Origin of the sequence: Bifidobacterium sp. B4111 (assembly GCF_026537235.1) — a bacterium.
In the GTDB taxonomy this organism is placed as follows: Bacteria; Actinomycetota; Actinomycetes; order Actinomycetales; family Bifidobacteriaceae; genus Bombiscardovia.
In genome coordinates, this window is the sequence record NZ_JAFNMO010000002.1 from 249,140 (window position 1) to 268,466 (window position 19,327).

17 protein-coding genes and 1 tRNA gene are annotated in these 19,327 nt (G+C 56.9%); 14 read left to right on the forward strand and 4 right to left on the reverse strand.

Annotated elements, in window-relative coordinates; genetic code table 11:
• Positions 1–77 precede the first annotated feature (77 nt).
• Complete coding sequence (locus J3T93_RS04955; protein WP_267430769.1) at positions 78–572, forward strand: hypothetical protein; 495 nt, start codon at positions 78–80, stop codon at positions 570–572.
• Between the two features lie 50 nt (positions 573–622).
• Here J3T93_RS04955 and J3T93_RS04960 read toward each other — a convergent pair whose 3' ends face one another.
• Positions 623–1,351 carry a metal-dependent transcriptional regulator gene (locus J3T93_RS04960; protein WP_267430770.1) on the reverse strand — a complete coding sequence of 243 codons (729 nt, stop codon included), beginning with the start codon at positions 1,349–1,351 and terminating at the stop codon, positions 623–625.
• A 246-nt stretch (positions 1,352–1,597) separates the two neighbouring features.
• On the opposite strand from J3T93_RS04960, the gene J3T93_RS04965 reads away from it, so the two are divergent.
• The 6 genes from J3T93_RS04965 to J3T93_RS04990 all read left to right on the forward strand — a co-directional run bounded on the left by J3T93_RS04965 (position 1,598) and on the right by J3T93_RS04990 (position 7,713).
• Positions 1,598–3,025, forward strand: a complete 1,428-nt coding sequence (locus J3T93_RS04965) for an Nramp family divalent metal transporter (protein ID WP_267430771.1) — start codon at positions 1,598–1,600, stop codon at positions 3,023–3,025.
• 306 nt (positions 3,026–3,331) lie between these two features.
• Entirely contained in the window at positions 3,332–4,774 is a 1,443-nt protein-coding gene (locus J3T93_RS04970; protein WP_267430773.1) for a catalase, read from the forward strand.
• Between the two features lie 128 nt (positions 4,775–4,902).
• Positions 4,903–6,288: a sugar porter family MFS transporter gene (locus J3T93_RS04975; protein ID WP_267430775.1), complete on the forward strand. Its 1,386-nt coding sequence runs from the start codon at positions 4,903–4,905 to the stop codon at positions 6,286–6,288.
• Between the two features lie 39 nt (positions 6,289–6,327).
• On the forward strand, positions 6,328–7,002 hold the full coding sequence (locus J3T93_RS04980) for an SGNH/GDSL hydrolase family protein (protein ID WP_220236799.1): 675 nt from the start codon (positions 6,328–6,330) through the stop codon (positions 7,000–7,002).
• 130 nt (positions 7,003–7,132) lie between these two features.
• Positions 7,133–7,220, forward strand: a tRNA-Ser gene (locus tag J3T93_RS04985).
• Between the two features lie 172 nt (positions 7,221–7,392).
• Positions 7,393–7,713 (forward strand): hypothetical protein, encoded by a 321-nt coding sequence (locus tag J3T93_RS04990; protein WP_267430776.1) that lies wholly within the window; start codon positions 7,393–7,395, stop codon positions 7,711–7,713.
• Between the two features lie 60 nt (positions 7,714–7,773).
• Here the strand turns inward: J3T93_RS04990 and J3T93_RS04995 are convergent, their stop codons facing one another.
• Positions 7,774–8,544 (reverse strand): GNAT family N-acetyltransferase, encoded by a 771-nt coding sequence (locus tag J3T93_RS04995; protein ID WP_267430777.1) that lies wholly within the window; start codon positions 8,542–8,544, stop codon positions 7,774–7,776.
• A 315-nt stretch (positions 8,545–8,859) separates the two neighbouring features.
• Between J3T93_RS04995 and J3T93_RS05000 the strand changes: the two genes are divergently transcribed.
• Positions 8,860–9,480, forward strand: a complete 621-nt coding sequence (locus J3T93_RS05000) for an isochorismatase family protein (RefSeq protein WP_267430779.1) — start codon at positions 8,860–8,862, stop codon at positions 9,478–9,480.
• A gap of 18 nt (positions 9,481–9,498) precedes the next feature.
• Here the strand turns inward: J3T93_RS05000 and J3T93_RS05005 are convergent, their stop codons facing one another.
• Positions 9,499–10,245, reverse strand: a complete 747-nt coding sequence (locus J3T93_RS05005; RefSeq protein ID WP_267430781.1) for an SDR family oxidoreductase — start codon at positions 10,243–10,245, stop codon at positions 9,499–9,501.
• Between the two features lie 325 nt (positions 10,246–10,570).
• On the opposite strand from J3T93_RS05005, the gene J3T93_RS05010 reads away from it, so the two are divergent.
• The 6 genes from J3T93_RS05010 (at position 10,571) to J3T93_RS05035 (ending at position 17,943) form a co-directional block, all read left to right on the forward strand.
• The gene (locus J3T93_RS05010) at positions 10,571–11,896 is read left to right on the forward strand and encodes an MFS transporter (protein ID WP_267430783.1); all 1,326 of its coding nucleotides are present in this window, start codon (positions 10,571–10,573) and stop codon (positions 11,894–11,896) included.
• 180 nt (positions 11,897–12,076) lie between these two features.
• The gene (locus J3T93_RS05015; protein ID WP_267430784.1) at positions 12,077–12,523 is read left to right on the forward strand and encodes a (deoxy)nucleoside triphosphate pyrophosphohydrolase; all 447 of its coding nucleotides are present in this window, start codon (positions 12,077–12,079) and stop codon (positions 12,521–12,523) included.
• Positions 12,524–12,595: 72 nt separating this feature from the next.
• Positions 12,596–15,736 carry a DUF3427 domain-containing protein gene (locus J3T93_RS05020; RefSeq protein WP_267430785.1) on the forward strand — a complete coding sequence of 1,047 codons (3,141 nt, stop codon included), beginning with the start codon at positions 12,596–12,598 and terminating at the stop codon, positions 15,734–15,736.
• A 192-nt stretch (positions 15,737–15,928) separates the two neighbouring features.
• Positions 15,929–16,669 carry an SDR family oxidoreductase gene (locus J3T93_RS05025; RefSeq protein WP_267430787.1) on the forward strand — a complete coding sequence of 247 codons (741 nt, stop codon included), beginning with the start codon at positions 15,929–15,931 and terminating at the stop codon, positions 16,667–16,669.
• 111 nt (positions 16,670–16,780) lie between these two features.
• The gene (locus J3T93_RS05030) at positions 16,781–17,149 is read left to right on the forward strand and encodes a TIGR02328 family protein (RefSeq protein WP_267430789.1); all 369 of its coding nucleotides are present in this window, start codon (positions 16,781–16,783) and stop codon (positions 17,147–17,149) included.
• An 89-nt stretch (positions 17,150–17,238) separates the two neighbouring features.
• Positions 17,239–17,943 carry a hypothetical protein gene (locus J3T93_RS05035; protein WP_267430790.1) on the forward strand — a complete coding sequence of 235 codons (705 nt, stop codon included), beginning with the start codon at positions 17,239–17,241 and terminating at the stop codon, positions 17,941–17,943.
• Here the strand turns inward: J3T93_RS05035 and J3T93_RS05040 are convergent.
• Positions 17,930–19,180, reverse strand: coding sequence for an MFS transporter (locus J3T93_RS05040; protein WP_267430792.1), 1,251 nt, complete (start codon positions 19,178–19,180; stop codon positions 17,930–17,932). The genes J3T93_RS05035 and J3T93_RS05040 overlap by 14 nt on opposite strands.
• Positions 19,181–19,327: the final 147 nt, after the last annotated feature.

Consider the following 19,327-nt stretch of genomic DNA (forward strand, 5'->3'; position numbering starts at 1 on the left):
CGGACGGGACCGCGCCTGCAATCCGGGGGGATACGATTACCGAAGAATGACAAACCACACCTGAAAGGTTCATGGGCATGTCGAACTTCATTGCGGTAATCTCCCTGATCGGCGACTGGCTGCTCTTTTCCTTCCCGCTCTATCAGGGACTGATGGAACTCAAGGAGTTCAAGGCACTCCTGGAGGAGTTCGAGCAGGTCAGCAAGCGGTGGAGGCCGGTATCTCCGTGGTGGTGGCTGATTCCGCCCCTCAAGGTCCACAAGGAGCGGATGCGCGGCAACAATATCCTCCGTGAGGCGGCCGATACCAAACGCGAGCGCCGCCAGGCCGTCAACTTCCTGGATAAGGCCACGGCCTGGTACTTCGTGGCCCTGGCCGGCTGGCTGAAGATGATTACCTCCACCTACGAGCTCCTGGAGCAGTACGAGGTCGAAAGCGTCTGGATCCTGGCCGGCCTGGTGGTCATCCTGACCGCTGGCGGCATCTTCAACGCCGATTACCGGATCGATTCCAAGCGGGTGGCCAAGAAGGAGGCGGAGCTCGATTCCGGCCCGGAACGGGTGGAGGCCTAGGAGGCCCCAACCCTACCCACCCGGCAGACCCTGCCTCTTGAAAGGAAGGCTCAGACCCGACCTGTGCCAGGTAAACCGACCTGGATCAAGGCCGCCTGAGCGAACTCCAACCTCAAATCGTCACCCCCATCCCTGGCAGCCTGATCCGGACGTTCCCCGGAACCGGCCACCAACCGCAGGATGACCGGCTCCTCCTCCCCTCTCTTGCTGACCACCTGGAGCAGGCTCCCCGGCCCGATTCCGTGGTCACTCAGATACCTGAGCATCCCGGAGTCCTCGTCGCTGACCCGTTGGACCCGGACGGTCCGGCCCGTCTCCACCTGGGAGAGGGGTTTGGTCTTGGGGATGTCGGGGATGGTCCCCGCCTCGGTCGGTATGGCATCGCCGTGGGGATCCTGGGTGGGGTGACCCAGGTACCGGTCGATCTTCTCAATCATCTTGTCGGAGACTGCATGCTCCAGGGCATCGGCCTCCTCGTGCACCTCGTCCCAGCTGTAATCAAGCACCTCCACCAGGAAGGTCTCCAGGAGGCGGTGGCGGCGGACCATGGTGACGGCCGAACGCCTTCCGGCCGGGGTCAGCCCCACCTTCCTGTATGGCTTGTGTTCCACCAGACCGGCATCGACCAGGCGGGAGAGCGCACCGGAGACGGTCGACTGCTTCATCCCCGTCCGCTCCGCCACGGCCGTGGGCTGGACCGGGCCATCATCCCACTCCTGCAGGTCCCAAATGACCTTCAGATAGTCCTGGGCATTGGCGGAAAGCTGCGTGACATCCATGTTGCATAGTGTATAGCAAGGTGATTCGCGGCTTCCGCTCCGGTTCCCAGGTGGAATTGTCTCCACTCCCGGGAACGCATGGGTGGGCGATACCGACCCGGACGACGCGGTCGACCCACCACGATGTCAGCAGGGTCACAGGTTGGTCACCTCCAGAGGATGGAAATATTCATGTGGCACCATTAAACTTCTAAGGGTCGAAGTTTTACGACGATCGTTGAACAGGCCACACCCAAGGAAGGCGCCATGCTGAAAACAGAGGCAAGACAGGCAGTGGAATCCCTGCCCCATAGCCGCACCGGGCAGGCCGACCATGATCGGGGCCACTCCATCATCGAGACCGCCAACGGACGCTCCTTGGAGGAAATCAACGCCACGGTGGCGGTGCCCAAGTCCGGCGCCTCATTCTGGAGGAACCTGGCCGCCTTCTCGGGCCCCGGGGCCCTGGTGGCCGTGGGCTACATGGACCCCGGCAACTGGATCACATCCATAGGCGGCGGAGCCCAATACGGCTACCTCCTCATGAGTGTCATCCTGATCTCCAGCCTGATCGCCATGATGCTCCAGTATATGTCGGCCAAGCTGGGCATCGTGACGGGCCTGGACCTGGCCCAGGCCACCCGCCTGCACACCGGGCGCAAGCTCAGCTTCATCCTCTGGATCTGCACCGAGCTGGCCGTCATGGCCACCGACATCGCCGAGGTGATCGGCGGGGCCATAGCCCTGAAACTCCTCTTCGGCATCCCCCTGGTCCTGGGTGTGGCCCTGACCGTCCTGGACGTCCTGATCCTCCTCCTGCTGACCAGGATCGGATTCCGGCGGATCGAGGCCATCGTGGCCACCCTGATCCTGGTCATCATGGCGGTCTTCCTTTACGAGGTCTTCCTGGCCAGGCCGGACCTGCCGGCGGTCTTCCGCGGCTTCATTCCCGACAAGGCCATCCTGGGCAACGGCCAGCTGACCATGGCTCTAGGCATTGTGGGTGCCACGGTCATGCCTCACAACCTTTACCTGCACTCATCCATCGTCCAGACCCGTGCCTTCGACCGTAGCGACGACCGTCAGGTTGCCAACGCGGTCCGGTTCGCCACCTGGGATTCCAACATCCAGCTGTCCGCCGCCTTCGTGGTCAACTGCCTACTGCTGATGCTGGGTGCGGCCATGTTCTTCGGACACGGCGAAGGGCTGGACACTTTCACCGCTCTCTACAAGGCACTTGGCGACAAGACCATCGCCGGGCCGGTGGCATCCGGCCTCCTCTCCACCCTCTTCGCTGTAGCCCTGCTGGCCTCAGGTCAGAACTCGACTATCACCGGCACCCTGACCGGGCAGATCGTCATGGAGGGCTTCATCCGCATGAGGATCCCTCTCTGGCTGCGCAGGCTGGTCACCCGTGTGATCTCCATCATCCCCGTGCTGATCTGCACCATCGCCTTCGGCGGCAAGGAGTCCGCCCTGGATAGCTTGCTGGTCTACTCCCAGGTCTTCCTGTGCGTGGCCCTGCCCATATCCATGATTCCCCTGGTCTGGTTCACCTCCTCCAAGAAGATCATGGGCAAGTACGCCAACCCTCGATGGATGGCCTTCCTCGCCTGGATCATCGTGGCTGTCCTGACCGGGCTCAACATCCAGTTGGTCATCCAGGATGTGGGAGAACTCATACAGATGCTCTGACAGGAGTGCTTCGACATGAGCCGCCGCCATTTGGCGCAGCCGACGGCTTTCCTGCAGGTGACTGCCACAGGCTCATCTCTCTTTGGCGGCCCATAGGCATCTTGCTTGATTGGTGACATATCCGACTCTCATCCAGCGCGCATATCCAACAGTTCCATCCTCTCTCAGATACGGTAGAAGCAGCGGGGCTTTATGAGGAGTCCTGCTATCAGCGATTGAGCGGTTAACCAGGAGCAGGGCCGTAGACCTGGCCCGCATGGGACTGTCGATCGCAAGCATCATGGAAGTAAGAGGAATCGAGCAGATATGAACGACAAACTCACCACCAGCGAAGGGCAGCCCTGGGCAGACAACAACCATAGCCAGACGGCGGGCACCCGCGGACCCATCCTCATGCAGGACTACCAGCTTTTTGAAAAGCTCGCCCACTTCAACCGCGAACGCATACCGGAGCGCGTGGTCCACGCCAAGGGGGCCGGAGCCAAGGGAACCTTTACCCTGACCAAGGACATGAGCGCTTACACCAAGGCAGACCTATTTAATGGAGCTGGCAAGACCACGCCCATCCTCCTGCGCTTCTCCCAGGTGGCCGGCGAATCGGGCTACCCCGACACCCTGAGGGACGTGCGCGGCTTCGCTCTGCGCTTCTACACTCAGGAAGGCAATTACGACATTGTAGGCAACAACACTCCGGTCTTCTTCGTCAATGATCCCCTGAAGTTCCCTGACTTCATCCACTCGCAGAAGCGCGATCCGGCCACCCACCTGCGCAGCCAGGAGATGCAGTGGGACTTCTGGTCCCACTCCCCTGAGTCCGTCCACCAGGTCACCTATCTGATGGGAGACAGGGGCAACCCGGCCAGCTACCGGAACATGAACGGCTACGGGAGCCACACTTTCAAGTGGGTCAATACGAAAGGCGAGCAGTTCTGGGTCAAGTACCACTTCCTGAGCGAGCAGGGTGTGAAGAACATGACCGATGAGACCGCAGCCAAGATCGCCTCTGAGGACACAGACTTCCTCCTGCATGACCTCTACGATGCCATCGACCAGGGCGACTACCCCAAGTGGAAGGTCTGCGTGCAGATCCTTCCCTATCAGGAGGGCCTGGACTATAAGGACGATATCTTCGACGTGACCAAGGTGGTCTCCAAGAAGGACTATCCGCGCATTGAAATAGGCGAGTTCGTGCTGGACACCAACCCGACCAACTACTTTGATGATGTGGAGGAGGCGGCCTTCTCCCCCGCCAACTTCGTTCCCGGCATCGAGCCATCGCCCGACAAGCTGCTGCAGGGCCGCCTGTTCGGATACAAGGATGCCGAGCGTTACCGTCTGGGCGCCAACTACGAACAGCTACCCGTCAACCGACCCGTCAACCAGGTCCATAACTACGCGCGCGACGGCTTCATGGCCCAGGGCCAGGACGGTTCAGTCAACTATGAGCCCAACAGCAAGGGCGGCCCTGTGGAGGACCATGATGCCCGTATGCATGGCGATGCCGTCCAGGGACAGACCGAATACTCCCGCCCCTACGACACGGACTACTATTCCGCCGCCGGCCGTCTCTACAGGCTGATGAGCCCGGAAGAGAAGGACCGCCTGATCCAGACCATCAAGAACACCCTGGGCTCCATCGATGACCCGGAAATCCGGGTTCTAGAGACCAAGCAGTTCTACCAGGCCGACCCCGACTACGGCAGGCGTGTGGCCGAAGCCCTTGGCCTGTCCTTGGACCAGATCGAGTAGATTCCACCAATCCCGGCTCATCCCGACTCCTTTATCAGCGCAAAGTCTGGCAACAACTACTGAGATTCAAAAGTGTCAGATATATCACATTCTGTGTATGAGAGCCAATGCCTGATGAAGGAGTCAGCGTGAGCACAGGATACCCAGAACAAAAAGAAACCAGTGGATCCAAATATGTCATATTCGTCGTATTGATAGCAGCCATCGGCGGTTCGCTTTTCGGATACGACCAAGGCGTCATATCCGGTGCCATCAGCTTTTTCTCTGTACATTTCAAACTGTCCCAGGCCCAGGTGGGATTTGTGTCGGCTGTGCTGGCTCTGGGAGCCATGGCCGGGTGCCTGGTCGCCGGCTGGATGAGCGACCATGCAGGACGTAAACCCGTCATGATCGTTGCAGGCCTCCTCTTCACACTCTCCAGCCTGACCATGGCCCTCTCGCCCACGGTGACGATACTGATCATCGGTCGCATCCTGTCCGGCATAGCCATCGGCATGGCCTCGACCATCGTCCCGCTCTATATTTCCGAGGTCGCGCCAGCCAGAATCCGCGGGACCCTGGTCAGCGCCAACCAGCTGGCCTTCGCCATCGGCATGACAGTGGTCTACATAGTCAACGCCACCATAGCCAATCTGAACCCGCCTGACTGGAACATCGCCTGGGGCTGGCGGTTCATGTTTGGCTCGGGCATGATTCCCGCCATTATCTTTTTCATCCTGACGCCTCTCATTCCCGAGAGCCCGCGCTACCTGATCGAAAAAGGCCGCACCGACACGGCCATGAAGGTTCTGACCCGCATGAACGGCGCCAGGTCCGCCAAGGACGAGGTCGGTCTGATCAGCAAGACGGTCCAGACCGAGCAAAAGGGCCTCATCAGCGAGCTCTTCAAGCCGGGCATCCGCTTCGCCCTGCTCATCGCCCTCTTGGCAGCCGCCTTCCAGCAGCTCACCGGCACCATCGCAGTCGGGTATTACGCTCCCATCATCTTCCAGAAGACCGGCATCGGCGCCAATGCATCCCTGATCGAGACCATCGGCATCGGCGTGGTCAAGATCATCTTCGTGGCCATCTTCATGGTCTACATTGACAGGCTGGGCCGCAAGAAGCTGCTGACCTGGGGCGCAGTGGCCATGGCCGGCGCCCTCTTGGCCCTGGCACTCCTCTTCTCCATCGGCAAGTTCAACACGCTCATGAACATCCTGATCGTAATAGGAATCCTCGCCCATACCGCCTTCTACGAGCTCTCCTGGGGCGGCGAGGCCTGGGTCATCATGTCCGAGGTGTTCCCGACCCGCATTCGCGGCCGCGCACAGTCCCTCTGCTCCCTGACCATGTTCCTGGCCTCCTTCTTCGTTGGGCAGGGCTTCCCGATCATGCTCAACGGCATCGGAGCCACATGGACATTCATCATCTTCGCAATCTTCTGCCTTGTCATGGCATGGTTCGCCAGGAACGTCCTGCCCGAGACCAACGGCAAGACCCTGAAGGAAATCCAGGCCGAATTCCAGAAGTAAACCCCATCAGACATGGGAAGAAAGGGAATAAGACAAGACATGATGCTGTCTGAGGATTACTTCAAAGACAAGATCATCAACTGCTTCGGAGATTCGACGACCTGGGGCGACAACGGTCTGGATTCAGGAGGTCAAAGCATCTCCTGGACCCAGACCCTCCAGCGGCTCATACCTTTCAAGGAGGTGCGGAACTACGGTATCTGCGGGTCGCGCATCGCCGTCTGCGAAGACAGGGACGATTCCTTCATCGAACGGTTCGAGCAGATGGATACCGAGGCAGACGATGTCGTGATCTTCGGTGGAGTCAACGACTTCCAACACGATATACCGCTGGGTGAGGAAAACAGTACGGACAGCCATACATTCTCCGGCGCCTTGAACGTCATGCTGACTGGTCTGCTGAAGATGTATCCCACGCAAAACCTGGTCGTCATCACGGCCACGCAGAACAACTTCGTCCACCCGACCAAGAACTACCCCAACACCCGTCAGCGCAACGCCTGCAACCTTATGCAGGAGGACTATATGCAGAGGATGAAGGAGATATGCGCCAGCTACTGCATCCCGGTCATTGACCTGTTTGTGCAGAGCGGCATCAGCCCTTTCATCAAGGGGCATGAACGCTTCATGCCTGACGGCCTGCATTACAGCCAGGAAGGGTATCAACGGCTCGGGCGCCGGATTACCGGCCTGCTGCTGCCGTATCTACTGTGAGCATCATTCACTGGAGCACAGGACGATCAGACTCCTATGTCTCCACACGCCGGGAGCAGCCATATCGGCCGTCCATGCTATAGTTTTCAGTTGTGCCGTTACGGAAGTCATATGGCTCTCAGCGGCACTTGGAGGATTCGCCTAGTGGTCTATGGCGCACGCTTGGAAAGCGTGTTGGGTTCACGCCCTCACGAGTTCGAATCTCGTATCCTCCGCCAATAGGTCTTGAAAAACAGCCCAAGACTTTTTTAGTATCCAGAATATCGATCTTGTAGCTCTGACTGCCGGATTCCGCGGCCTCAGCGTCGCTTAAGACACTTAAGCTGACTGCCATCGAAGCTATGCACCAATATCATGAGGCGCTAGGCCGAACCACGAAAGTCTTGAAGAATGTCGCGGACTGGCCTACTGGACACTCTTCCCAAGAGCGAGCTGCACAAGGAAGAAATTCACAATACCTTTATTTTGGATGAGTCTGCCAACGGTCTGCATGAACCCGACATCCTGCAGCAGATTGCCCTCTTGCGCAAACTCATCGTCAAGAAAGGCCTTACTATCATTGCCATAGAATATAACCTACGCTTCATCGGTCAGGCTGACTGGGTGATCGATATGGGCCCAGGAGCCGGAACTGCGGGCGGCAAGATGTTGTTCGAAGGAGCTCCACTTGCATTGATGCGCCGCAATGACACTCTACTGCCTGAGCCATGAATTCCTATTTCAGCCTCATCAAGGCTGCTGAAATCCCATCCGCAGGCGACAGTATTCGATTTAACAATCTTGCAGACGGCGCTTCTGCTTGCCATGCTGGTCGAAATTGGCATCATCCAACCAGTTCTCCAACCGCTCTTTCACTGCCGGCCATTCACTATCCGTCATGGAAAACCAATCCGTATCCCGAGTCCGGCCTTTGTAGACCATGTCATTCCTGAACCGGCCTTCAGGCTTGAATCCCAGCCTCAGCGCCGCAGCTCGTGAAGGCTCATTGAGGCTGTCGCACTTCCACTCGTACCTTCGATAGCCCAAGTCCTCGAAGACATGCCGAGCCATCAGATACTGGGCTTCGGTTGCCTGTCTGCTTCTCTGCAGCTCCCTGGTATAAATGACATGGCCCATTTCCACACTTCCCATGTCCGCCCGAATCCGCATCAAGGCATACATCCCCAACAGATCCGACGAGTCATCAGGTTTCGTCAAACTTCGTAAGCCCGGATACTCCCCGCCTGCAGATGGACCGGCGCCAGGATCAGGTGCCGACGGCTTGCGAAGTATCGCAAAAAAGAGAGGGCCCCGGCTTGCCATCATGGATTCGAACCCTGCATCGAATGCAGCTCTATCAGGATAAAGGTCCTGCCTGCTATAGGTCATGATGGATTCGTCGCAATCCGGACCAAAAATCCGTTCATAGAAGGCATCGCTTTGGTCTGCGCTCAAGGGCACCGCCAGAACGATCCTGCCTATCAACTCGACGGACTCCGGCATCATGGCCCCCGCAAATGAGACCGCATCACCAATAGGCTGCCCGAACTCATTGATCCGCATTGCCACTCCCTCCCTTAGGACGATGCTGGCCCAGCCTTACAAGGAAGAGATGGGCCACAATAAAGGCACCTGTCATAACCTCGCACAATCCTGGCACTCAGGATACCAATCAGACACGCTAAAGGCCGTATGGAACCGCCCCAAGTGGCCACCTTCAATCCACCTTGCTGCCCGCCTCGCCGATGTGCACAGCCACAGGAATCGGAGGACCAGCCCGTCTGCGAGAATTAGATTGGCGCAGAAGAGGAATGATTGTCGAGCTTCAACCAGAATGATTTCTGCACACCGTCAACTTCGACCAAGGGAGTGATCACCATGTCCAAGGCTTTGATTGTCGTGGATGTTCAACCGACCTTCTGCGAAGGAGGTGAGCTGGGAGTCGAGGGAGGCAATGCCACGGCTGGCAAAATCGCCGACTATGTCCACGGCCATGCCGGGGACTACGTCTACATGGCCACCACCCAGGATTGGCACATCGAACCCGGATCTCATTGGTCCGATTGCCCGGATTTTGTAGACACCTGGCCTAGACACGGCGTAGCGGGCTCGCCCGGCGCGGAGCTTCATCCCAGAATTCGTGAGCTGGGTATCGCCCACCACTTCAAAAAGGGCCAGTATTCAGCCGCCTACTCCGGATTCGAAGGCATCGAAGACAACACCGATCGCATCCAGAGCAGGGAGGAGTTCGCTGCGGCCAAATCATCTGGAGTCACCTTGGCCGATGCCCTGGCGCAAGCTGGCATCGACCAAGTGGATGTAGTAGGCATCGCCGAATCTCACTGCGTCAAGGATACAGCCCTTGACGCCGCAAAACTGGGCTACCAGGTCACGGTCTTCGAGGATCTGACTGTCCCGGTCAGCGAGGATCAGGGTGTCAAAGCCCGGAAGGCCATGGCTCAATCAGGCATCCGTCTGCTTTCCTCCAGCGGCGACTAAAGGCATTGGCAGAGGAATTCACCAGGGCTGGATGGTAGGGCCTACGGTGAATTCCGATACATTGGTATCCTCAGGCTGATCGATGGCAAAGGCCACCACCTGGGCCACCCGTTCGGGATCAATCTGGTAGCTGTCGTAGGTCTTGTTCATATCAGCCAGAGTCTGCTTATCTGTGATGGTATCCAGCAACTCGGTTCGAATGGCCGCCGGGTAAATGGTAGAGGTACGAATATGAGTCCCCTCTTGGGCAGACTCCATCCTGAGCACCTCCATCAGATCACGCAGACCCCACTTAGTCGCTCCGTAGACCGCTCCACCGGGATAAGCTTTCAGGCCCGCCACCGAAGAGGTGGCGATGAACTGTCCGTGACGCTGCCCGGTAAACTCCGGCAAGGCCGCTGCGATGCCGTACAAAGCACCTTTGAGGTTGACGTCAATAGTCCGATCCCACTCGTCCACATGCAGGGCCGACAGGGGCGAGTTGGGCATGAGCCCGGCGTTGAGGAATACCACGTCCACTCCACCAAACTGCTTCTTGGCGAAAGCCACGAAGTCCTCATTGGCCTGCCGATCCGTCACATCCAGAGCCATAGAGGCAGCCTGACCACCAGCCTGAACGATGTCGTCGACGATTTTATCCAGCCGATCCTTGCGGCGAGCGCCCAGCACCAACTTGGCCCCTCGCTGCGCCAAAAGCCTCACCGTGGCCTCCCCGATGCCTGACGAAGCTCCTGTGATCAGCACTGTCTTATCTGCAACAGTCATAACCGTCCCACCTTTCCTTGATCCTTAATTGGCCTGATGGTACAACTTCGAGTCGCTGGAAGTGCAAGCGTGTGCTGCAACCACATTAAAAGCCAAAGCTCAATGCGCGGTGAAAGTCCAAGCCATCGCATAAAGCAACAGCGACAATGACACAAAACTCTGCAATCCGCATGGCGATGAGCAATTCAGATCGAATGCTGGACCAGAGTTCACATTTTCATTTCCCATAGTGGACATTCAGAGCAGCCGAGCCGCAGATCAATGGGAGCATACAAACCAAGCAGCAGTTGGCTAGTCCCGATTCCGCAAGAGGAAGGCCCCAGTCATGTCGACGACACCGACACAGCCCTCATCACGAAAACAGGCTGTTTATCCGTACCTGATCGTGCTGTCGGGCATCGTCTTCACAGCCATCCCGGTATCGCTGGTCTGCAGTTGCGCGGGCATCTTCTTCACTCCTGTCAGCAGCTACTTCCGTGTTCCCAAGGCCGCATTCACTGGGTATTTCAGCATCTTCAGCATCACCATGGTCATCTTCCTGCCGGTGGCCGGATGGCTGATGCACCGCTACGATCTGCGCATCGTCCTGACGGCAAGCACCATCCTGGCCGGTCTGGGCTGCCTGGGTATGTCCCGATCATCCGCCATGTGGCAGTTCTATCTATGCGGAATGGTTCTGGGAATCGGCATGCCGCCCATCCTCTATTTGTCAGTGCCCGCACTCATCAACGCCTGGTTCCGCAAACGGGTTGGATTCTTCATCGGTCTGTGCATGGCTTTCACCGGCATAGGCGGGGTAATCTTCAACCAGATAGGCACCATGATCATCAGATCCGCCCCTGATGGATGGCGGCGGGGATATTTGGTCTTTGCCGTTCTCATTCTGGTGGTCACCCTGCCCTTCACCATTTTCGTCATTCGCGGCACGCCCGAACAGATGGGTTTGCATCCTTACGGCGCCGCCGACCAGGAGTCCAGGGACGTTGAAGCGGCCAACAATAGCGCAGACGCCGGGGACAAAGATAAAAAGAGTCCAGAGCCTGCCGCGTCGACCGTGGGCATGACTGCTTCCCAGGCCTTGCGCTCCCCTGCCTTCTGGGCGCTGGCGCTCTTCTGCGGTCTGATCACCATGAATCAGACCATCTATCAGTTCCTGCCCTCCTATGCGGCATCCCTGCCATCCATGGCGGCCTACACGGGACTGATTGCCTCCTCCTGTATGGCTGGCCAAGCTATCGGCAAGGTCATACTAGGCATGGTCAACGACGGCAGCATCGTGCACGGGCTCTGCCTGGGCATCGGCGGCGGCATTCTTGGCGTCTGCCTCATGGTCGCTTTCCCCGGATTGCCTGCGTTACTGCTGCTAGGAGCCTTTGCCTTCGGCCTGGTCTACGCTTGCACTACGGTGCAGACGCCCATTCTGGTTACAGCGGTGTTCGGCTCGCGTGACTACACCAACATCTATGCACGTATTCAGATGGTGGGCTCCCTGGCCTCGGCCTTCGCCGCTCTCTTCTGGGGCGCCATCGCTGACCAGCCCCACGGCTACATCATTATGTTCGGTCTAAGCATCCTGATTATGGTTGCGGCCTTGTTCCTGGGCATTATTCCTTTGAAGGGTACGCACAAGTCGGCTACTCAAACCAGTTGATCGAACCTTGCCGCAATTGGCCCTACAACTATTTCGCCACCCTGCCTCTTTCTCAGCAGACGGGTGGTGAATCCATATCCTCTCCCCCAGTCATAGACCTTGGCCTTTGAACACTTATTAGAAGTCACCAAGTTGTATCCTGGACCTGGCTCCCAAAGGCGGAAAGGCAATTGAGCACTCATGACCACACTGCAGACCAACCGAACAAAGATAACGAGCGTAGCAGGCGGAGCTGTTCTCGAAAAAGGGCTGATCCTATGTGCTCAACGTGGACCAGGTCGCACCCTCGAAGGTTGTTGGGAGTTTCCTGGAGGAAAAATCAAGCCTGGCGAATCACCCTCGGAGGCCCTGCGTCGTGAGATTTTCGAGGAACTTGATTGCGCGGTCCAAGTATTGGAACCAGTTTGCACGACTATGTACACCTATCCGTTCGGCCGCATTGCCCTTTGCGTTCAACTTTGCCGCCTTACTAAAGGACAACCGCAACGCAGTGAACACCGAGCTCTTCGCTGGCTGGCTCCAGAAGATCTTTCAACCTTGAACTGGGCTCCTGCCGACAGACCGGCAGCAGCCATCCTTACAGCTATGGACCAGTGCTTTGGTAATCCCCACTATGAACATCAATGAACGCTCGAACAGCCAATCTGCCAAGCCAACCAAGCTAAGGAAATCGAACCTTGCAAGGAAACTGAGAAAAACATGGATTCTAAGTTGAATACGGAGATCCGTCTGCGAATAGATCCTGATTCGACATCGATATTAGAAGGCGTGGTTACAGGCCTTATCGGCGACAACCCGACTTTGGAGTTATCTGCTGGAGTCCAGGACTTCACACCCCGGCTGATCACCAACCAGCCTGATGACAATATGGAAGACGCGCTTTGCCAAGAACTCCAAGAAAGCGAGACCTTCGACATCTCAGTCGCCTTTGTATCCGCCGAGACCCTGCTTTCCCTTTTCCAAGAGTTTAAAAACCAAAAAGCCAGACCTGGCAGCCGACCTGGGCGGATCATCACCTCGACTAAGAACTATTTCAATCCTCCAAGAGCCTTCTGGGAGCTGCTCAGGCTCAAGAACGTTACCGGAGCCGACGTGAGAGTCTGGCAAGGCGAGCAGGAATCAGAGTCAGAGGATTCAAGCACTCAAGTTATACCGGAAGGTCAACCCTTCCACCCCAAAGGCTATATTTTCGCCAAGCACCTAAAAAACGGCAAACCTTACTATGATCTCTACATTGGCAGCTCCAATCTCACTCAACAGGCCCTGACGAATCAGCGTGAGTGGAACCTGCGCCTATCCTCCCTGGACCGGGGAGCGCTGATCGACCAAATCAACCATGAGATTAATCGACAAGTTGCTGAATCTCAGCCTCTAACAGAAGACTGGATCAGGCAATATGAAGAGGATTTTCGTCGTTACGCCCCACCCAGAAAACAAGTCGAGACCGCACGTCAACACAGACACATACGCCCCAATTCCATGCAACGGGAGGCTCTGAAGAACCTGAAAGAGCTACGAGCGCGGGGCGAACATCGGGCCATCATCATCTCAGCCACAGGAACAGGTAAAACCTTCCTGTCGGCCCTGGACGTCAAGCAGGCGGATCCCGCCAGGATGCTCTACCTTGCTCAGCAGGAGCAGATATTGACGAAGGCACAGTCTTCCTATCAGGAAATTCTGGGTTACCCCAAGGAGGAGACCGGCCTATTTACCGGTAGGGACAAGAAGAAGGACAGCCGCTACCTGTTCGCGACGGTGCAGACCATGAGTCGTCCGGATATTCTGAAAGAGTTCCCAGCCGATGCCTTTGACTACATCCTTATCGATGAGGTCCATCATGCCGGAGCTAAAAGTTATCAAGCAATCCTCGACCACTTCTCCGCGGCAGACTTCATTCTAGGTATGACGGCTACTCCTGAGCGAACCGACGGTTTCAACATCTTCGAACTCTTCGGATACAACGTAGCCTACGAGATACGACTGCAGAAGGCATTGGACGAGGGTATGCTCTGCCCATTCCACTATTACGGAGTGACCGAATACCTGGGTTCTGGCCCCGCTAGCGGCAATGATCGGCCCAGCATTACCGTCGATGATGATACCAACAGCCGAGACCGCGGCCAGTTGACATACGAAATAGGACAGCTAACCGCTCCAGGCAGGGTCAGATATATTATCGATGTCCTGCAACAGTACAGCCCCTACCACCAGCAGATCACCGGCCTCGTCTTCTGCAGTAGACGTGAAGAAGCTCAACAACTGTCAGAGCTGTTCAACCGTGAGTTCAATCAGCAGGCCGAACGAAATTATTGTACTCAGGCTGTGACCGGGGATACCCCGGTTTCGCAACGCGATAAAGCTATCCAGGACTTGGAAAACGGCGACCTGGACTACATCTTCACTGTTGACCTGTTCAACGAAGGCATCGATATTCCGGCGCTCAACCAAATAGTCATGCTCCGCAATACCCAGTCCAGCATTGTCTTCACTCAGCAGCTGGGAAGAGGACTACGGCTTTACGATCATAAAGAGAGCGTCGTTGTCATAGACTTCATCGGCAACTACACCAACAACTATCTAATCCCCGTGGCACTATACGGAAATACGGGCGATCGCGACATGGCCCGTCGCAACTTGCAACGCCACACCATAGGCCTATCATCCATCAGCTTCGACCCCATCGCACGGACACGTATCCTGCGATCTCTGGACACAGCAGATTGGTCGGCAATGAAAAAGTTGACCGAAGCATATCGCCAGCTAAGGTTCCAGCTAGGACGCATCCCTATGCTCACTGACGTCCATGCTCACGATCCATCGCTCACGCGTACCATGGCCACCAAATTAGGTGATTATCACTCTTTCGTACGTTCTCGCGAGCGCAACCTGGGCGCGGATGGCACTCCGCCTGACCCCGTCAGCCCAACCGAAACGGGCATTCTTAAAATGGCCACCGAAGTCATGCTACCTGGTTTAAGGCCTCAGGAGTTGATCATCCTCGAGCAACTGTGGCAACTTTCCAGAAGCGAACCTACAAACACAGCGACCGACATTGGAAGGCTCAAAGCTACCCTGACTGAACGGTTCCCGCAGTCCTATCGGGATCCCACCCAGATGGCATCGGCTCTGCGCGTGCTGGATGGCAGTTACTTCACACCGACCCAGGCCCGCCGGTTCGGCGGCCTTCCGCTAATCAGCCGTATGGAGAACGGATCCACCCGACTCAACTCGACCTTCGCCGGGCTGATTGAGGAGCACAGCACCTTCCGTAACTTTTTCGTGGATACCCTGAAAACTGGTCTGCTCAACTGCCAGGATGCCATCGGGAATGTTCCTGCCCAGGAACTGCAGTCTGAGCACGGATTCCTTAGGGGAAGGCAATACACTATGGCCGAAGTCGTGCGCCTGCTGGGCTGGAATCACGAGGTCAACGGCCAGAGCATCGGCGGATACATGGTGGATCGGACTACAGGCACCATGCCCATCTTCATCAAGTACGCCAACAGCCAGTACCAGGACCAGTTCCTGAGCGACCAAACTTTACGCTGGTTCAGCAAGAACCATAGAAGACCTGAATCCAGGGAATTCCAGTGGATGCGTCAGGGTCTGGAGCGGCCAGGCTGGCAGGAAACTCACTTCATTCCGCTTTTCGTCATGCGCCGACAAGAGGCGGCAGACCGTCGCTACTATTATTTGGGTCATGTCACCGCGGTAGGGCCATCACGAGCCACAGAAAAACCAGGGCCAGACGGCAAGGGCCGAGTGCCTGTTACCATCACCGATCTCAGTCTTGACCGACCTGTGGATCATCAACTCTATCGCCACCTGCTCGATATCTAAGCGCAGCCCAGTCAGCATAAGAGGCGCACTGTTTCAGTGGAAAATATATTGTGGCTCCTGCAGAACTGTTGGCCGCTCATATACAACTTCAGAGAAATAAAGGAGCCAGAAGCATCCATACGTAGGTCATCAGTAAGGGCATGCCATCCCATAAGATGGAATATGACAGCACATCTCTATAAAGGAGTGGATATGACTGATCGTCTACAAGGTAAGGTAGCCATCATCACCGGAGGAACCGGCGGCATGGGCGTGGGCGTCGCCGAATGCTTCGTCCGCGAGGGAGCCAAGGTGGCCCTTACCGACATCAAGGAGAGCGATGCCTCCCGCAGCTTCATGCAGGAGCACCCCGGGCAGGTCATCTTCCACACCCTGGACGTGACGGACGAGGACCAGTGGGTCTCCACCATCGACACCGTTGAAAAGGAGCTGGGCCAGCTGACCACCGTGGTCAACAATGCTGGTATAGGCGGCAGCGGTGCCACCATGGACGAGGAGAGCTACGAGGACTGGAAAAAGGTTATCGCCATTAACCTGAACGGAACCTTCCTGGGCACCAAGCATGGCATGAGGGTGATGAAGGGCCGCGGCGGCTCCATCATCAACATCTCCTCCATTGAGGGCTTTGTGGGCCTGAGCCGGGCCGGAGCCTACAACGCCAGCAAGGGCGGAACCAGGTTGCTGACCAAGTCCGCTGCTCTGGATTCTGCCAACAACAACTACGGTGTTCGCATCAACTCGGTCCATCCCGGATTCATCAAGACCCCTCTGATCAGCCAGAGCCTTGAAGACAGGATGAGCAAGCTGACACCTCTGGGCCACATCGGCGAGCCCCAGGACATCGGCGAGATCTGCGTCTACCTGGCCAGCGACGAATCCAAGTTCGCGCTGGGTGCCGAATTCGTTGTGGACGGTGGATTCATCGCACAATAAGGAATTGCAGTAAGAGATTACCGGAACCCCTCCTTCCGCCTGTCCACTTCATAGTGATGCAAGTGTCTAGGCTGAAGGAGGGGTTCACTTATGCCCCGACGAGGGGGTGTCATGCGATTGTGGCATCAGGGTCTGATTCGACTGCTTCCCAGACAGCAGCTGCTGGGTCAGCATCGGGAGATCACCGCTCTGCGTGGACTGGGCTGGGGACGGCGGCATGCCACCATTGACTATGTCTTTCTTCATTCCCCATACAAGCTCTTTCAATTTCATCTACTAGTCATGGCAACGATGCGCGAGCGCGGCTACCATCCTGATCCTGCCTGGTATGACCCGCTCTACCGCGGCAGGCACTGCCCGCCATACAAGGATTTAACTGCAGTGCCGTTGACGGACCCCATCTACCCCGAGCATGATGCAGCCTATCTGCAGGAGTGCTTGGAGAATCTGGCAGGAAAAGGCATCCATCTGACCATCTGACAGTCACCCTCTAGACGGCATAGGATCACTTATGGCAACGCTGTACGATCATGCTTGGGACTATGTTGCAGATATTCAGGGGAGTGTCCATGCCCATCATCGACGTTATTAATCTCGTCATTAACTCCATTACAGCCATAGCCACAGTTGTAGCTATTCCTGCAACCATCGTGTACTCCGCTCGGCAGATGAAGATGACCTTTGCAAGGGACGACGAACGGCGCAACTATGACCTCTACCAGACCTTGCTCAAACAAGCTTCACGAGTTGATGTTTGGGAGTCCAAGACTGCTCGGAACGACAATCAGAAGCAAGGGGCAGACGAATACCTGATCATCACCAACCACAGCGAAGGCACCATTCGCCAGGTCTCAATCCTGGTCCATTGGGATTTGTTGAAGCAGACCCGTTTACAAGCCATCAACCTCCAGCACAACGAAGCCGACTATTACCGGGTGCCTGGATTCGGCCATCATCACGCCTGGCGCACACTACCAACGGCTGACTGGGTTATATCCATGGATCCTAGCAGACGATTTGTCTGGAGCCTGCCTACCATCTGCCCTAAAGACATCTTCCAATCCCCCCGCTTTTTAGACAAAGGCGACCCTCAGGGTCGGTGTCGACTGGCTGCTGTGGCCATAAAATTCACAGACGTGTACGGCAATATCTGGGAACGGCTGTTTGAATCCGAGTATCTGCCCAAAGACCGTACTGCCGGTCTCCATCTCTTGTATTCGCCCGACAATCGGTTGGCAGAGTTTTGCCAACCAAAGGGTGTTATTCCCGAGTGAGCCTGGACACCGTGGGCACCATGAGGGTAACCGCCGCCAGCAAGAGCGCCAAGGGCAACAGAGCAGGCCTGACACCGGTATGGTCGGCCAGAAACCCGATAGCCGGGGGAATGATCCAAGAGACCCCGTAGTAGGCAGTGGAGATGACCGAAGCACGCTGGGCTGCCACAGCTGGATCCTTGGTTGCCAGCGTGGTGACGATAGGTACACCCAGAGCAGCTCCGACGCCCCAAATTCCAGTGCCCACAAGGCTCAACACGAAAGAGGGAGCAAGAGCATAGACCAAGATGCCCAGAGCCGAGACCAGGAGGGTCAGGATCAGCGAGCGCATGTTCCCCAGTCGTTCGATCAGATGCGTACCCAGCAACCTTGAGACGATCATGGCTGCAGCGAAGATCGTGGGAGCAAGACCGGCTTGGGACTCGGGGACGCCGAAGGCATCGACCAGGCCGATCCCGGTCCAATCATTGACAGCACCCTCGCTGGCCTCCAGGGCCACATTAATCAAAGCAAGCATAAGAACAAGGACGTCGCCCCAAGCCGCCAACTGCTTGCCGAAAGCGGACGATTGCCCTGAACCCGCCTGCTGATCCGAACGTTGGTCGTCAGCACCGCCCTTGTAATCCCCTAGAGGCTGAGCCGGGCAGAGCAGAACGCAGGCGATCACCAGAGCCAGGCTAACTAGCGCATTGACTGCTAGGTGCGCACCTATGGCCACACCCAGATGAGACAGGAGCGAGCCCAGTCCCAGGGCAAGAAACATGCCCAAACTATATGAGGCATGAAAACGCGGCATTATGGACCGAGAGGAGAAGCGCTCCACTGCACCCGCCTCGACCGTGTTGACCGTTCCCCAGAGGCTGATCCCCGCCGAATTGAAGAGCAGTCCCAAAACCACCCCGGGCACTGAGCGGAGAGTGACAGCCAGTGCCGCGATTACCATGCCCAGACACCAGGTGGAGGCTGCCAGCAGCATGGCCCGGCGCACGCCCAGCCGATCAGTCAATACACCCGAGATCAGCATGCCGACCAGAGCGCCGCAGCCTCCCAGAATGGTCATCAGAGCCAGGCCCGAAGGCTGCAGACCGAGGCTGGCCTTGACTGTTGGCAGTCGAGAAATCCAAGCCGAAGTACCGATGCCCATGATAATGAAGAACCCGTAGACAGCTGACCGCTCTCGCATTCCGTGACCTGGAAAATCGGCAGGCGAGAGCTCATGATGATCCCGTTCACTCATGCAGACCTCCCTGTTCTGTCCATAGTTGACCCTTTACTCCGGAGGCGCATATCAATAGCGGAATTATAATCAATGACTTTGTATACTATTCTGTAAAGCTAGTATCGAATGACTCGAGAACCATCGTAGACAGTCGACCGGATGATC

Excerpts from the sequence above, each read along its gene's own strand:
- J3T93_RS04955 (WP_267430769.1), top strand. The coding sequence starts at position 78 with ATGTCGAACTTCATTGCGGTAATCTCCCTGATCGGCGACTGGCTGCTC.
- J3T93_RS04960 (WP_267430770.1), bottom strand. The coding sequence starts at position 1,351 with ATGGATGTCACGCAGCTTTCCGCCAATGCCCAGGACTATCTGAAGGTC.
- J3T93_RS04965 (WP_267430771.1), top strand. The coding sequence starts at position 1,598 with ATGCTGAAAACAGAGGCAAGACAGGCAGTGGAATCCCTGCCCCATAGC.
- J3T93_RS04970 (WP_267430773.1), top strand. The coding sequence starts at position 3,332 with ATGAACGACAAACTCACCACCAGCGAAGGGCAGCCCTGGGCAGACAAC.
- J3T93_RS04980 (WP_220236799.1), top strand. The coding sequence starts at position 6,328 with ATGATGCTGTCTGAGGATTACTTCAAAGACAAGATCATCAACTGCTTC.
- J3T93_RS04990 (WP_267430776.1), top strand. The coding sequence starts at position 7,393 with ATGTCGCGGACTGGCCTACTGGACACTCTTCCCAAGAGCGAGCTGCAC.
- J3T93_RS04995 (WP_267430777.1), bottom strand. The coding sequence starts at position 8,544 with ATGCGGATCAATGAGTTCGGGCAGCCTATTGGTGATGCGGTCTCATTT.
- J3T93_RS05000 (WP_267430779.1), top strand. The coding sequence starts at position 8,860 with ATGTCCAAGGCTTTGATTGTCGTGGATGTTCAACCGACCTTCTGCGAA.
- J3T93_RS05005 (WP_267430781.1), bottom strand. The coding sequence starts at position 10,245 with ATGACTGTTGCAGATAAGACAGTGCTGATCACAGGAGCTTCGTCAGGC.
- J3T93_RS05010 (WP_267430783.1), top strand. The coding sequence starts at position 10,571 with ATGTCGACGACACCGACACAGCCCTCATCACGAAAACAGGCTGTTTAT.
- J3T93_RS05015 (WP_267430784.1), top strand. The coding sequence starts at position 12,077 with ATGACCACACTGCAGACCAACCGAACAAAGATAACGAGCGTAGCAGGC.
- J3T93_RS05020 (WP_267430785.1), top strand. The coding sequence starts at position 12,596 with ATGGATTCTAAGTTGAATACGGAGATCCGTCTGCGAATAGATCCTGAT.
- J3T93_RS05025 (WP_267430787.1), top strand. The coding sequence starts at position 15,929 with ATGACTGATCGTCTACAAGGTAAGGTAGCCATCATCACCGGAGGAACC.
- J3T93_RS05030 (WP_267430789.1), top strand. The coding sequence starts at position 16,781 with ATGCGATTGTGGCATCAGGGTCTGATTCGACTGCTTCCCAGACAGCAG.
- J3T93_RS05035 (WP_267430790.1), top strand. The coding sequence starts at position 17,239 with ATGCCCATCATCGACGTTATTAATCTCGTCATTAACTCCATTACAGCC.
- J3T93_RS05040 (WP_267430792.1), bottom strand. The coding sequence starts at position 19,180 with ATGAGTGAACGGGATCATCATGAGCTCTCGCCTGCCGATTTTCCAGGT.